This is a genomic window from Gordonia polyisoprenivorans (assembly GCF_017654315.1).
GTDB classification, from domain to species: Bacteria; Actinomycetota; Actinomycetes; order Mycobacteriales; family Mycobacteriaceae; genus Gordonia; species Gordonia polyisoprenivorans_A.
Genome location: NZ_CP072203.1, coordinates 4657242 through 4671979, shown reverse-complemented (window position 1 = coordinate 4671979; position 14738 = coordinate 4657242). Strand labels below are relative to the sequence as shown.

Below are 14738 nucleotides of genomic sequence, written 5' to 3'. Positions count from 1 at the left end.
ACACTGTGACAGCAGCGACCCCTCCGAGTGCGCGGTGCCGGCGATGAGATCGCGCGGATTCCGGCGTCGGTTTCGGGGCGAGGATCTCTCCGAGGGGCCCGACTACGCCCTCGTCGGGGTCGTTCGCATACCCGAACTCCAGCAGAGCCCGGGCCGCGCCATCGGCAAACGCGTGGTGTTCGCGGTCATCGCACTGTTCTTCACCGCGGTGCTGGTCTACCTCGATCGCGACGGATATCGCGATGTGCAGGAGAACCCGCTGTCGTTTCTCGACGCCCTGTATTACTCGGCGGTGACGCTGTCGACGACCGGTTACGGCGACATCACCCCGCTGACCCCGTCGGCGCGATTGCTCAACCTGCTCATCATCACCCCGTTGCGGGTGCTGTTCCTGATCGTGCTCATCGGCACCACACTCGAGGTGCTCACCGAACGCTCGCGTCAGGCCCTCAAGATCCAGCGCTGGAGGAACAACTTGCGCAATCACTCTGTGGTCATCGGCTACGGCACCAAGGGCCGTACCGCGGTCGACGCGATGATCGGCGACGGCATCAAGCCCGCCGACATCGTCATCGTCGACTCCGACCCGACGGTGCTCGAGGCCGCCGAATCCGACGGTCTGGTCACGGTGCGCGGTGACGCCACCAAGTCCGACATCCTGCGGCTCGCCGGCGTGGCGCACGCCGCGAGCATCGTGGTCGCGACCAACCGTGACGACACGGCGGTGCTCGCCACGCTGACCGCCCGGGAACTCAATCCGCGGGCCAAGATCGTCGCGAGCATCCGCGAATCGGAGAACACCCATCTGATGCGCCAGTCGGGCGCCAACTCCGTGGTGGTGTCGTCGGAGACCGCGGGCCGGCTGCTCGGCATCGCCACCATGACGCCGTCGGTGGTGGAGGTGATCGAGGATCTGCTGACCCCCGACGCCGGGTATGCGATCGCCGAGCGCGAGGTCGACCCGACCGAGACCGGCGGCTCCCCGGCACACACCCGTGACATCGTGCTCGGCGTGGTTCGTGGTGGTGTGCTCCACCGGGTCGATGACAGTGAGGTGGAGCAGATCGAAGCCGGCGACCGATTGCTCTACGTGCGGAAGGGACCGGCGGACTGACATGGGCGCCTTCGTTTTCGACCAGCCGCCGCTGCTGTCCCGCGGCACCTTCGACCGCGCCGACGAGATCCGCGATGATCCGTCGCGGATGGCGTCGGGATGGTCCACCGCCAGGGTTCTCCTGATCGACCCGGCCGGGCGCTACCCGGTGACCGAGGAACGCGCCCTGCGGTGGCGCCCGGCGGTCGAGATCGCCGACACCCCGCCGCAGGATGCGGTTTTCCTTGCCCACATCGACGTCGATCTGTGGGCGCTGCGCGTGGAGACCCTCGACGGCCGCACCGCCGACGCGCGGCGCGGGGCGGCCCGGCTCTCCGCCGACGAGGCGGGCCTGCTCGCAACCGCCTTGGGAATCCTGAATTGGCATGCGCGAGCACAATTCTCGCCGGTCGACGGCGGTGCGACCCGCCCGGCCCGCGGTGGCTGGGTCCGTCGACACGTCGAGACCGGAGAGGACGAGTTCCCGCGGACCGACCCGGCGATCATCACCGTGGTGCACGATGGCGCCGACCAGATCCTGCTGGGCCGTCAGGCCGTGTGGCCCGCGCGCTGGTATTCCACGTTGGCGGGCTTCGTCGAACCCGGGGAATCGTTGGAGCAGTGCGTGATCCGCGAAGTGCACGAGGAAGTCGGGATCACCGTCACCGATCCGCGGTACCTCGGCAGCCAGCCGTGGCCGTTCCCGCGGTCGTTGATGCTCGGCTTCGCCGCGGTCGGCGATCCGAGCGAGCCGCTGCGCTTCCTCGACGGCGAGATCGGTGACGCGGTGTGGTTCCACCGGGACGAGGTGCTCGAGGCACTTGCCCGCGGTGACGAATGGCAGCGCGACGATCCCGAACCCGACGCCGACGGCCCCCGGTTGCTGTTGCCCGGGTCGATCTCCATCGCCCACGCACTGATCACGACCTGGGCGCACGCGACGCCCTGAACGCACCGGCGCGAAGCGCGCGGTGGCGAGCATCACCGCGCGCCGCGCGGAACAGCCTGCCGTCCGATGATGTTATGGGTGCCATGAGTGAGGCAACGGCAACCCCGACCGATCAGCTGACCATGTACACCACCAGCTGGTGCGGCTTCTGTGCACGACTCAAGACCGGCTTGCGCAGCGCCGGGATCGAGTGGAACGAGATCGACATCGAGGCCCACCCAGAGGCCGCCGAATTCGTCGGCAGTGTCAACGGCGGCAATCACGTCGTCCCCACCGTGCTCTACGCCGACGGGTCCACCGCCACCAACCCCAGCATCGCCGAGGTGCGGGCCAAGCTGGGCGTCTGAGTGCCTGCACGACGTCCCTGTGGAGCGTCCCACGACGGTGTCGGGGGCGGCTGACATAGTGGAAGGCGTGCCGCAACGTTCCACGCAGAAGGGTGCCGAGATGTCCGCCCGACCGGAGGAGGGGACATCCTCGTCGCGCGATCGCGGCATTCTCGACGGACTCGATCCCGAACAGCGTGAGGCGGTACTCGCCCCGCGCGGTCCGGTGTGCGTGCTCGCCGGTGCGGGCACCGGCAAGACCCGCACCATCACCCGTCGGATCGCGCATCTCATCGACACCGGGCAGGTCAATCCGTCACAGGTGCTCGCCGTCACCTTCACCGCACGCGCGGCGGGGGAGATGCGTACCCGATTGCGTTCCTTGGGAATCGGTGCGTCCGGTCCGTCGGTGTCGGCGCAGACCTTTCACGCCGCGTCGTTGCGGCAACTCCGGTTCTTCTGGCCGCGGGTGTTCGGCAACGCGTCATGGGAATTGCTGGACAACAAGTTCCCGTTGATGGCGCGCGCGGCGCGGCGGTCGGGGCTCGGTACGTCCACCGACACGGTGCGCGATCTGCTCTCGGAGATCGAGTGGGCCAAGGCGTCGGTGATCGGGCCGGAAGGCTATGTCGCGGCGGCGACGCGGCTGATGCGCGAGTCCCCGGCGGCGCCGGAGAAGGTGGCCGAGGTCTACGCAGCTTACGAGGACGCCAAGGTGTCGCCGGAGGGGGATCGTCTGCTCGACTTCGACGATCTGCTCATCTACATGACCCAGATGATCGACGTCGATCCCGCCGTGGCCGAGGAGTTCCGCTCGCGATACCGGTGTTTCGTCGTCGACGAATACCAGGACGTCACGCCCGTGCAGCAGGGCCTGCTCGACGCGTGGCTCGGCGAACGCGACGACCTGACGGTCGTCGGTGACGCCAACCAGACCATCTACACCTTCACCGGCGCCAAGGCCGACTACCTGCTCGACTTTCCCCGGCGTTTCCCGGACGCGACCATGGTGCGCCTGGTCCGCGACTACCGGTCCACCCCCGAGGTGGTGAGCCTGGCCAATCGGGTGATCGGTGCCGCGCACGGCCGGATCGCCGGTACCCGGCTCGAACTCGTCGGCCAGCGTGCGCGCGGCCCGGCGCCCCGCTTCGTCGACTACCCCGACGAGCCGGCCGAGGCCGCCGCGGTCGCCAAGCGGATCAAGCGGCTCATCAACGATGGTGTGTCGGCGTCGGAGATCGCGATCCTCTACCGCGTCAATGCCCAGTCGGAGAATCACGAACAAGCGTTGACCGAGCAGGGCATTCCGTACCAGGTGCGCGGCGGCGAGGCGTTCTTCACCCGCACCGAGGTGCGGCAGGCGATGCGTCGCCTCGACACCGTCGCCGAACGTGGACTGCGTGAGGACGTCGACGTGACCACCGCGGTGACCGCAGTACTGCGTGAACTCGGCCTCGACGACACCGAACCCACGGGGGCGCAGGCCAAGGCGCGGTGGCAATCGCTGCGGGCGCTCGCCGAGCTCACCGAGGACATGGTTCATGAAACCCCCGACCTGACGCTGCCCCAACTCGCCGCAGAGCTGCGGACGCGCGCGCAGGCGCGGCACCCACCGACCGTGCAGGGCGTGACACTGTCATCGCTGCACGCAGCCAAGGGACTCGAGTGGGATGCGGTGTTCCTGGTCGGCCTGACCGAGGGATCGTTGCCCATCAGCCAGGCCATCAAGGGCTCTCCCGACGAGGTCGAGGAGGAGCGGCGCCTGTTCTACGTGGGGATCACCCGTGCCCGGGAGCACCTGCAGGTGTCGTGGGCGGCCGCACGCAACGAGGGTGGCCGCTCCCGCCGGCGATCACGGTTCCTGTCCGGCCTGATCCCAGACGATTCGCCGGCGTCGCGGATCGCGCCCGAACGCAAACCCAAACGCGGCCCCACCTGCCGGGTTTGTGGGTCGAAACTGATCGACGCGACGGCGACGCTGCTCGGCAGATGCGAGAGCTGCCCGTCCGATCTCGACGAGGATCTGCTGGTCGCGCTCAAGGAGTGGCGCAGACAACGTGCCAAGGACGACGCGGTTCCGCCCTACGTGGTGTTCTCCGACAAGACCCTGCTCGCCATCGCCGAGCAGCATCCCACCGACGAGCAGGCACTGGTGTCGATCTCGGGGATCGGCGCGAGCAAGCTCGACAAGTACGGACCCGACGTCATCGACATCGTGAAAACCGCAGGTCAAAAATAGGTTGTGCGATCTACGCGTCGGCCCTTAGGCTGGTGGACACATCAGCACGGGGACGGCTGTGTGTCGTGTCGGCACCGGTCACCTGCGTGGCCACACGAGACCAGAAAGGAGCGGATCAGTGAACGCAATCATTCTCGGCGCCGCCGAGTCGACGCAAGCAGCGTCGGCACCGGTGATCGACAGCGGCATCGCCGTCTTCGACAGCGGCATCGCCATGTCCCGTCGGACCGTCGCCCCTCGCTACCGCTCCTGGCTCGACGAATGTGGCCATGCCACCGATCACCGTGGCGGCGCCGTCGCTCTGGCGCAGCCCGTCGGATTTCCGGCTCCCGCGGTAGCGGCAGCACGAGCCGACAAGCGGTTCCCCGTGCAGAACCTCGTATTCAGACGCTGACAGCGTCGGAACGGCGGCCACGGGCGAATCGCGAAAGCGAACCCGTGGCCCTTTTTGGTTGACCTCCCACCCATCTCGTCGATGTGCGGCAGGGCTCCACCAACGGCTCGGGTCGAGAACATCCGAAGAATCCGAATAGAGGTGGAGACAACAATGACGACCGACTGCGTTCTCGAGTCCTGTATGCCCGCCGATCGCTTCGACGCGGTCGGCATCGCGTCCGCCCCGGCTCTCGGGCAGACCGACCTTCCCTGCCAGATGACCGACGCCGACCTCTGGTTCGCCGAGGATCCCCGTGACCTCGAGCGGGCCAAGGCAATGTGTGCCGAGTGCCCGTTGCGGGAGGCCTGCCTGGCCGCGGCCCTCGAGCGGGCCGAACCGTGGGGTGTGTGGGGCGGCGAGATCTTCGATCGCGGTGTCGTGGTGGCGCGCAAGCGTCCCCGTGGCCGCCCGCGCAAGAATGCGGCCTGAACGTGAACCGGCCGTTCCCGACGAAAGTTTTTCGGGGACGGCCGGTTTCGTTGTCAGGCCAGGCCCGGCACCCACTTCTCCATGATCGCCCGGTATGGCGCCTCGGCGTCGAGCTGTGCGGCGATGCCGACGCATCCGGCGAGCACGCGGAACACCATCACATAGTGCTTGGGGACGTTGAGGTGCCGTGAGGTCTTGTACACCTCGCCGCGTACGTCGGTCGCGTGACCGGCCGCGCGCTGCAACCACTTTCGGGTGAAATGGAACGACTCGGAGTACAGCGGATCCACGTACGGACGCAGATACGCCTGCAGGTCGGTCGGTGAGACCTTGTCGACCTGGGAGCGCAGGATGAATCCCGCCGCCACCATGTGTTCCTTGAGTTCGTCGTATTCCTTCTCGCGCGCGAGACGCAGGATCGGGCCGGTCTCCGGTGGCAGACCGTTCGGGTAGTGGCCGACCGCGCCGAAATCCAGTGCCCCGAAACGTCCGTCGTCGGTGATGAAGAAGTTTCCGGGGTGGGGGTCGCCGTGCAGCAGGCCCACGCGGAACGGTGAGGACACCTCGAAGGTCGACATCAGCGCCGCGGCACGGTCGCGAGTTGCCTTGTCGCCGTTGGTGATGATCTTCGACAGTGGTGTGCCGTTGAGCCATTCGGAGACGATGACCTTGGGTGAGCTCGCCACGACCTTGGGCACCACGAAGTCCCGATCGCCGTCGAAGGCCTTGGCGAACGCGCGCTGGTTGTCGGCCTCGCCGAGGTAATCGAGTTCGGCCTCGGTGCGGTCGATGAGCTCGTCCATCATCGATTTCACGTCGGTGCCGGGGGAGAGCTTCTGCATCAGCCCCGACATCCGGGACAACGTCTTCAGGTCGGCCTTGAGTGCGTGGTCGGCACCCGGGTATTGGATCTTGACGGCAACGTCACGCCCGTCGGACCACACCGCGCGGTGCACCTGACCGATGCTGGCCGCGGCCGCGGGCTCGTCGGAGAACTCCCGGAATCGCGATCGCCACTTCGTGCCGAGCTGTTGATCGAGCACCCGATGAACCTTCGACGCCGACAGCGGCGGCGCCTCGGCCTGCAACTTGGTGAGGGCCTCGCGGAACGGTTCACCGAACTCGTCCGGGATCGCCGCCTCCATGATGGACATGGCCTGGCCGACCTTCATGGCCCCACCCTTGAGCTCCCCGAGAACCGCGAACAGTTGCTCGGCGGACTTCTCCAGCAGCTCCTGGTTGACCTCGTCCTTGTCCCGGCCGGCCATCCGTTTGCCGAACCCGGCAGCGGCGCGCCCGGCCATACCGATGGGCAGCGAGACGAGTTTGGCGTTACGGCGACCTTGCCCCCGCGTGATGTCGGTCATAGCTTCCTTTCCCCTCCTCAGGATAGAGGACCGGCGAGGTGTTCCCCGGGCCGCGCCTCACGTCAGCGTGGCGATCTCGTGGCAACCGCACAGCGGATGCGGCAACCAGGTGGTGCTCTCGATGCGCAGCGGCGCCGGGTGTAGTTGCAGGATCCGGTTCACCAGGTGCGGGGGATCGGGCGGTACGGCACGGGCCTCGGCGTCGGGGCTCGGCGCGAGGGCCGCAGCGAGATGATCGACCTGCTCGTGGGCGAGCGCGGCGGTGGCACGGGCGATCGACGCCGAGGAGTGCCCGCTTGTCCCGGCGAGTTGCGCCGCGAGCAACGGCCATGCCGGATCGCGGTCGGCGCGGTGACGGTCGGCGCAGTTCAGGCAGCTCGACAGGCCGGGCAGCACCAGAGGACCGAGCAGCCCGCTTCCGTCGCGCAACCGGACCTGCAGGTGCGGGGTGCCGACGCGCATCAGACGTTCGACCATCCACGGCTCGTGCACGACGTGGTCGGTCAGGACGACCAGATTGGGCAGCGCGATCGGTGACATCTGCGCCGACCCCGGTGCGGTCGGGGTGGGCCGGCGGACGCTGCGTGTGACGCTGTAGCCGGCGTCGGTCAGCGACGCCGACAACAGCGTGCTCAGCGGCCCGGAGCCGTGCACACGAATGCGCAGCGCACCGACCCGTCGCGCGTACGGCGGGCGGAGGGCCTTTCCCGCGGCGACGAGGCGGTCGAGGATCGCGTCGAGTTCGGATCGGGTGAGCCCGGTGTCGACGAGATCGGAGAACACCTCGCCGCGGGTGCGCGGACCGGACAGGGACGCCAACAGGTCGGCCACCGCTCGGCCGGAGACCCGTGCGGGCAGTTCGAGCACCAACGCGGTGTGTGGGTCTGCGCCGATGTGTACCCGGTTGCCGGGCCGGATCAGGACCGCCGTTCCGTCGGCGAGGACCGGCATGCCCGTCGGTACTCGCGAGCCGGTCGCCGGCCAGGACGTCCCGGCATCGGGAGTGGCGGGATCAGATGTCGCGGCGGCCGCTGTCATGTCGATCACCATGCCACCGGCGGCACCGAGCGCCCACGGCGTTATCCACAGGCGGTGGGCGCCGCCCCGGCTGTCACGACCATCGACGTGAGGTCAGGACTTGTCGTCGCCGCCCTCGGACTTGTCGTCGGGATTGACGTCCTTGGCTTTCTCGTCCCCGGCCTCTGCGGCGAGCGACTTCTCGAGTTCGGCGATCGCCGAATCGATGTCGGAGGTGTCGCCGCCGATCACCCGGTCGATGAAGGCCGCCGGAGCATCGAGATCGGTGCCGTCGGGCAGCAGGTCGGGGTGCTCCCACACCTTGTCGCGGGTGGCCACGTCGGACGCCTCGAGCAGCGATCGCCACAATGCGGCTGCCTCGCGCAACTTGCGGGGGCGCAGTTCGAGGCCGACGAGGGTGGCGAAGGTCTGCTCGGCCGGACCACCGCTGGCCCGCCTGCGGCGCATCGTCTCGGTCAGGGCGGCGGTACTGGGGATGCGATCGGAGAGTGCTTGGGTGACAACGTTTTCCACCCAACCTTCGATGAGGGCGAGCAGTGTCTCGAGGCGTTCGAGTGCGGCCTTCTGTTCGGGGGTGGTGGTCGGTTCGAACGACGTCGAGGAGCTGATCAGTTCCTCGAGCTTGGACGGATCGGAGAACAACTCGGTGGGATCGATCCCCGCGGTCGCGTCGGTGATTCCGGAGAAGTCGATGCTGATTCCCCGCGCGTACTCCTCCACGGTGGCCAGCAGGCGCTGGCGTAGCCACGGCACGTGGGTGAACAGCCGCATGTGCGCGGCCTCGCGTGCGGCGAGGAACACGATGATCTCCTGGGCGGGGAGATCGAGGCCGTCGGCGAAGGTCGCGATCGCCTCGGGCAACAGCACACCAACACCCTCGGGCGCCAGGGGCAACCCGATGTCGGTGGAGGTCAACACCTCCTTGGCCAATTGCCCCAGACCCTGACCGAGCTGGGTGCCGAAGGCCATGCCGCTCATCTGGGTCATCATGCCCATCATCGGTCCGGCGAACTGCGCGGCCTCGGCGGGCAGATTCTGCTCCCACGTCTTGGCCAGTTGCGCGGCAACGGGATTGCACAGACCTTTCCAGGTGGGCATGGTTTCGTCGAGCCACTGCACCGGCGTCCATGCGACCGGCTTGCTGATGCCGGCCGGCAGCGTGGTGACATCGTCGAGCCACACCTCGGCCAGGCGGACCGCATCGGCGACCGCCGAGGTCTCCTTGTCGAGGACGGGCGTGAAGTTGCCGATCTGCTGACGCGCGAGGTTGGCGGCGAGCTGGTAGTTGACCGGTCCGCCGGCCGACGGACCGGTCATCGACGACCCCATCCCGCTCAGCATGCTGCCGAGTTGGCTGAACATCTGGCCCAGCGCCGACGGGTCGAGACCGGCCGACGGGTCGAATCCCTCACCCCCGAGGGCAAACCCGAACGGGTTTTGGGCTCCGAACGGGTTCTGGGCGCCACCGGGGCCGTCGTTGCCGGTCGGACCGTCGTCCTTGCGGCGGTCGTCCTTGCCGCTGTCGTCACCGGAGGACGAGAAACCGAAGGGCAAATCACTCATGCCTCCACGGTACCGCCAGCGCGTCGTCGCGACCCCCTCGATGATTTCGCCTTGAGCGTAGTCCGCGCAGGTCGGCTGCGCGGCCGACGCGTCGCGGTCTGCGCGGCGGCCGGATCGGACCCATGTCCTAGGGTGGTCGGAATGAAGGGGCCTACCTCCCGTCGCATCGTCACCGTGGCCGTGACCGTGCTGATCCTGCTGGCACTCGTCGTCGTGGGAACGACCGTTCAGGTGCCGTTCGTCGCGCTCGGGCCCGGGCCCACGGTCAACACCCTGGGCACCATCCAACTCGACAACCGCGAGGTGCCCGTCGTCGACATCAGCGGAGTGCCGACGCAGCGCACCGACGGCAACCTGAACCTGACGACGGTGTCGGTGACCGACGGACTGTCGCTGTTCCAGACGATCGGGATGTGGCTGTCGGGAACGTATTCGGTACAGCCGCGCGAGACCGTGTTCCCACCGAACCAGACCACCGAGCAGACCAATCAGCAAAACGTCGAGGACATGAGCAACTCGGAGAGCACTGCCCAGGCGGCCGCGTTGCGATACCTCGATCGGCCCACCGAGCTCGTGGCCACACTCGTCGCCCCGGACGGGCCGGCCTCGTCGGTGCTCCGGTCCGGCGACGCGATCGTGAAGGTCGGCGGCACCGAGGTCGCGACCACCGAAGACCTGCAGAAGGCGGTGCGCGCGCACAAGCCGGGCGATGAGATCGCCTTCGAGATCCGACGCGGCGGGGCCACCCAGACGGTCACCGTCAAGGCCGCTGCGCGTCCCGGCGAGCAGAACGTGGCCTACATCGGCGTCACCCCGGAGGTGCGCAATGCCGACCCGAACCTCAAGATCACATTCAACGTCGGCGACATCGGCGGACCGTCGGCCGGGTTGATGCTGACCCTCGCGGTGATCGATCGTCTCGGCACCGGTCAACTCACCCACGGCAAGTTCATCGCCGGCACCGGCACCATCGCCGACGACGGCGAGGTCGGACCGATCGGCGGCATCACGCACAAGACCCGCGCCGCACGCGATGCCGGGGCGACGGTCTTCCTCGTCCCCGACCAGAACTGCGCCGAGGCCGCCGGTGACGCCCCCGACGGACTGCAACTGGTCAAGGTCGAGTCGCTGGATTCCGCTGTCGACTCCCTCGATGCCCTCGCCGCGGGTAAGCCGGTGCCGCACTGCTGATCCGGTGATCAGTGGCGGCCGCGAGGCCCCTGGCGGCCAGCTCTTCCCAGACGGCGAGAGCGACCCCCGGCGGGTCAGCTGTCGAGGGCCGTGGCCAGCGCCTGCTGGAGATCTGCCGCCATATCGGGATGGGTCCGCAACTCGCGCGCCTCGTCGGGATCGTCGGGTACCAGCTCGAGCAGGGCCAGGCGCGCACCACCGCGCAACGCGCCGACAGCCAGTCGGGCCGCCCGCGCATCGGGGTGATCACGGGCTGCCGAGCGCAACCGGGGTGCATCCGGCTCGGCGCCGCCGGCGGCCTCGGGCAGATCGAGTCCGGCCTCGGGCGGCAGCACGACGATGTCGAGGACGACCGCCGCCCCCACCACCGCTTCCGGCCACGACGCGGTCGCGAGGAATTCCTCGAGCGCCGCGTACGGTTCGACCGCGTCGGTGTCGCCATCGTCGCCAGGGCGTCGGGCAAGCGGCTCCTCGGCGAGCAGACTCAACGTCGAGTCGTCGTCGGGGTCGACGAGTTCCGGGTGCATCCGGGCCAGCACCGGGGTCGGAACCAGCGCGAAGACCGCAGGCAGGTGATCGGGTCCGTTCGGCACGAGGAAGTCGAGCGCTTCGCGTAGCGAACGGCCGAGGTCGTCGGGGGAGTGGCGGGTCGTGTCGGACATCGCGTCCATCATGCCCGGACGGCCTTCGACCGCGGCGCCCGCACCGCCCGAGTACCCACACCGCGGCGCCGGGATCGCCCCGCTGCCCGAACCCCGCGCCGCCCAGTACAGTGGGTGGCCACGCCGGAGGGGCGGCACAGACGGTCGCCGGGCGCATGTCCGGATTGAGAACTTTGGAGAGTGGGTCAGGTGGGCGTTCGCGGGCCGGCAGGTTTGCCGACACTGTCGCGCAGGAGCAAGATCATCATCGGCATCGCGGTTGCGTTGCTGATCATCCTGCTGATCGGGCCGCGCATCGTCGGCCTCGTCACCGACTGGTTGTGGTTCTCCGATTTGGGCTACTCCGAGGTCTTCTCGACGATTCTGTGGACTCGAATCCTGCTGTTCGTGATCACCGCGGTGATCGTCGGCGGCATCGTCTTCGCCGCGATCGCGTTCGCCTATCGGTCGCGTCCGGTGTTCGTGCCCGCGTCGGGACCCGGTGATCCGCTTGCGCGCTATCGCGCCGCGGTGATGGGCCGGATTCGCTGGTTCGCCATCATCCCGCCGGTCCTCATCGGTGTGCTCTCCGGGCTCGTCGCACAGGGTTCGTGGGCGACGGTCCAGACCTTCTTGCACAGCACCGATTTCGGGGTGACCGATCCCCAGTTCGGTATCGACATCAGCTTCTACGCCTTCAAGCTGCCGTTCATCACCTTCGTCCTGAACTTCCTGTTCGTCATCGTCGTCATCGCCTTCGTGGCGAGTCTGATCACCCACTACGTCTTCGGCGGCATCCGTCTCGGCGGCGGCAGCGGATCGTTGACCGGGTCGGCCAGAATCCAGCTCGCCGCCCTGGCCGGGATCTTCTTGTTGCTCAAGGCAACTGCCTACTGGTTCGATCGGTACAGTCTGCTCTCCAGTGATCGCAAGCAGGAGATCTTCTCCGGTGCGAGTTACACCGACATCAACGCGGTGCTCCCGTCGAAGCTGATCCTCATGGCGATCGCGATCATCTGTGCTCTGGCGTTCTTCGCCGGTGTCGTTCTCAAGGATCTGCGTATCCCCGCGATCGCCACGGTGCTGATGTTGCTCGCGGCGTTGGTCATGGGTGTCGGATGGCCGCTGACGATGGAGCAGTTCTCGGTCAAGCCGAATGCGGCGCAGAAGGAAGCCGAGTACATCAGTCGCAACATCGCGGCGACGACACAGGCGTACGGCATCGTCGCCGGCAAGAACGTGGACTACCAGAACGATTGGGGCGCGACCGCGCCGAGTGCCGAGGCGGTCAATGCCGACGAGGCGACCCTGTCGAACATCCGCATCCTAGACCCCAACGTCATCGCCCCCACGTTCAACCAGCGTCAGTTCCTCAAGAACTTCTACGGCTTCCCGTCCCAGCTGGCCATCGACCGGTACAAGGTCGACGGTCAAGAACGCGACTTCATCGTCGCCGTCCGCGAACTGGACCCGACGAAATACGGTGATCAGCAGCAGAACTGGCTGAACAAGCACACCGTCTACACCCACGGCAACGGCTTCGTCGCCGCGCCCGCCAATCAGGTCGACGAGGCTTCCGGTGACGCGACGTCGGGCAGTGACCGCGGGGGACTTCCCGTGTTCTATGTCAGCGACCTGCAGACCATCCGTGATCCCAACTATGCGTCGACCGCACCGATCAAGGTGAGCCAGCCGCGGATCTACTTCGGCGAGCTGATCTCCAATGTCTCGCCCGATTACGCGATCGTCGGCACCTCCGGTGGTGCGCGGGAGTACGACGAGGACAACAAGACCTACACCTACACCTCTGATTCCGGTGTCTCGCTGAGCAATTGGTTCGTGCGGGCGATGTACGCGGTCAAGTACACCGAACGCAACTTCCTGCTCTCCGACGCCATCAACAGCAACTCGCGGATTCTCTACAACCGTGACCCGCGCGACCGCGTCAAGCAGGTCGCGCCGTGGCTGACCGTCGATTCCAAGGCCTATCCCGCAGTGATGGCCGACGGTTCGATCAAGTGGATCGTCGACGGGTACACCACCCTCGACAACTATCCGTATTCGCAGCAGACGTCGTTGCAGGACGCGACCACCGACGCGCAGGAGTTGATCAACAACCAGGCTCAGCGCAGCCAGGCGAACACGCAGGTGTCCTACGTGCGCAACTCGGTGAAGGCCACCGTCGACGCCTACACCGGCAAGGTCACCCTGTACCAGTTCGACAAGAACGACCCGGTGCTCAAGACGTGGATGAAGGTGTTCCCGGGGACCGTGCAACCGCGCTCGGAATTCGACAAGAACACCAGTCTTGCCTCACATGTCCGCTATCCCGAGGACCTGTTCAAGATCCAGCGCGAACTGCTCGCGAAATATCACGTGACCGATCCGACGGCGTTCTTCCAGAACAACAACTTCTGGTCGGTGCCCCCGGATCCGAGCAACGAGGACAACGCCAATCGGCAGCTGAACCAACCGCCCTACTACTTCACCGCGCGCAATCCGCGCGGCGGCACCGGTTCGGACTCGCAATTCCAGCTGACGACGGTGTTCACCGGCTTCCGCGAGCGCAACCTCGCCTCCTACATGACGGTCTCGTCGGACCCCGGTTCCTACGGCCAGATCACCATGAAGGTGCTGCCCACCGATCGCCAGTCCGGTGTCGGCCCGCAGCAGGCGCAGGACAACATGAACAACTACGGCGCCGTCCTCGGCGACCGAAAACAGTTGGAGGGCACCACCAAGGTGACCTACGGCAACCTGCTGACGCTTCCCGTCGGCGGGGGCGGAATCCTCTACGTCCAGCCGCTGTACACCCAGACCAACAACGGTGGCGGTATCCCCAAGCTGCACCGCGTGCTGATGTATTACAACGCCGCGGCGGGCAATCCGAAGGTCGGTTACGCGGCCACCGTCGCCGAGGCGCTGGCTCAGGTCGGTATCAGTCCGGAGGATGCGACCGCACCGCTCAACGGCGAGCCCAGCGGCAATCAGGCCGGCGCCGACCAACCGACCGTGCCGACGCCACAACCGAACCAGCCCTCCACGGGGAACGGTCAAACGGGCCAGTCGGGGAACTCCCAGCAACGGGATGCGGCCGTCGCGGCGATCGGTGATGCGCTCAACAAGCTGCGTCAAGCGCAGTCCAGCGGCGACTTCACCGCGTACGGTCAGGCGCTCGATCAGCTCAACAAGGCAGTAGCGCAATACGAGTCCCTCGGTGGCGGTAACTGACGTGGAGAGCACGAATGTGGTTGTGGTCACACGTTTTTCCGACCTGCAGGTATCGGGGTGGAGGCGATTTGCATCCGCGCCGAACCACCCTGTAACGTGGTGTTCACCAACGCGGGGTGGAGCAGCTCGGTAGCTCGCTGGGCTCATAACCCAGAGGTCGCAGGTTCAAATCCTGTCCCCGCTACCACGGAGTTTCGGCCCCCGATCGCATCAGCGGTCGGGGGCCGATTCGCAT

12 protein-coding genes and 1 tRNA gene are annotated in these 14738 nt (G+C 67.2%); 9 read left to right on the top strand and 4 right to left on the bottom strand.

Annotation, left to right across the window (positions count from 1 at the left end; all coding sequences use genetic code 11):
• Positions 1-43 precede the first annotated feature (43 nt).
• The 6 genes from J6U32_RS21185 (at position 44) to J6U32_RS21160 (ending at position 5472) form a co-directional block, all read left to right on the top strand.
• On the top strand, positions 44-1114 hold the full coding sequence (locus J6U32_RS21185; RefSeq protein WP_208792014.1) for a potassium channel family protein: 1071 nt from the start codon (positions 44-46) through the stop codon (positions 1112-1114).
• Position 1115: 1 nt separating this feature from the next.
• Positions 1116-2042: an NAD(+) diphosphatase gene (gene nudC, locus J6U32_RS21180; protein WP_208792013.1), complete on the top strand. Its 927-nt coding sequence runs from the start codon at positions 1116-1118 to the stop codon at positions 2040-2042.
• 74 nt (positions 2043-2116) lie between these two features.
• Positions 2117-2389: a mycoredoxin gene (locus J6U32_RS21175; RefSeq protein WP_006372925.1), complete on the top strand. Its 273-nt coding sequence runs from the start codon at positions 2117-2119 to the stop codon at positions 2387-2389.
• 100 nt (positions 2390-2489) lie between these two features.
• The gene (locus J6U32_RS21170; protein ID WP_208796257.1) at positions 2490-4607 is read left to right on the top strand and encodes an ATP-dependent DNA helicase UvrD2; all 2118 of its coding nucleotides are present in this window, start codon (positions 2490-2492) and stop codon (positions 4605-4607) included.
• Between the two features lie 118 nt (positions 4608-4725).
• Positions 4726-5001 (top strand): hypothetical protein, encoded by a 276-nt coding sequence (locus J6U32_RS21165; RefSeq protein WP_208792012.1) that lies wholly within the window; start codon positions 4726-4728, stop codon positions 4999-5001.
• Between the two features lie 153 nt (positions 5002-5154).
• Positions 5155-5472 (top strand): WhiB family transcriptional regulator, encoded by a 318-nt coding sequence (locus tag J6U32_RS21160; protein ID WP_244332250.1) that lies wholly within the window; start codon positions 5155-5157, stop codon positions 5470-5472.
• Positions 5473-5525: 53 nt separating this feature from the next.
• Here the strand turns inward: J6U32_RS21160 and J6U32_RS21155 are convergent, their stop codons facing one another.
• The 3 genes from J6U32_RS21155 to J6U32_RS21145 all read right to left on the bottom strand — a co-directional run bounded on the left by J6U32_RS21155 (position 5526) and on the right by J6U32_RS21145 (position 9440).
• A complete protein-coding gene (locus J6U32_RS21155) occupies positions 5526-6839 on the bottom strand; it encodes an ABC1 kinase family protein (protein ID WP_208792011.1) in 1314 nt (437 codons plus the stop codon).
• A gap of 57 nt (positions 6840-6896) precedes the next feature.
• Positions 6897-7877: a hypothetical protein gene (locus J6U32_RS21150; protein ID WP_244332248.1), complete on the bottom strand. Its 981-nt coding sequence runs from the start codon at positions 7875-7877 to the stop codon at positions 6897-6899.
• A 93-nt stretch (positions 7878-7970) separates the two neighbouring features.
• Positions 7971-9440 carry a zinc-dependent metalloprotease gene (locus tag J6U32_RS21145; protein WP_079930529.1) on the bottom strand — a complete coding sequence of 490 codons (1470 nt, stop codon included), beginning with the start codon at positions 9438-9440 and terminating at the stop codon, positions 7971-7973.
• A 141-nt stretch (positions 9441-9581) separates the two neighbouring features.
• Here J6U32_RS21145 and J6U32_RS21140 point away from each other — a divergent pair, with 141 nt between their 5' ends.
• Positions 9582-10631: a YlbL family protein gene (locus tag J6U32_RS21140; RefSeq protein ID WP_208792009.1), complete on the top strand. Its 1050-nt coding sequence runs from the start codon at positions 9582-9584 to the stop codon at positions 10629-10631.
• A gap of 74 nt (positions 10632-10705) precedes the next feature.
• On the opposite strand, the gene J6U32_RS21135 is transcribed toward J6U32_RS21140, so the two are convergent.
• Positions 10706-11293 carry a PPA1309 family protein gene (locus J6U32_RS21135; protein ID WP_244332246.1) on the bottom strand — a complete coding sequence of 196 codons (588 nt, stop codon included), beginning with the start codon at positions 11291-11293 and terminating at the stop codon, positions 10706-10708.
• Between the two features lie 189 nt (positions 11294-11482).
• Here J6U32_RS21135 and J6U32_RS21130 point away from each other — a divergent pair, with 189 nt between their 5' ends.
• Both J6U32_RS21130 and J6U32_RS21125 read left to right on the top strand, forming a co-directional pair.
• Positions 11483-14503: a UPF0182 family protein gene (locus tag J6U32_RS21130; protein WP_208792007.1), complete on the top strand. Its 3021-nt coding sequence runs from the start codon at positions 11483-11485 to the stop codon at positions 14501-14503.
• A gap of 110 nt (positions 14504-14613) precedes the next feature.
• Positions 14614-14690, top strand: a tRNA-Met gene (locus J6U32_RS21125).
• Positions 14691-14738 lie beyond the last annotated feature (48 nt).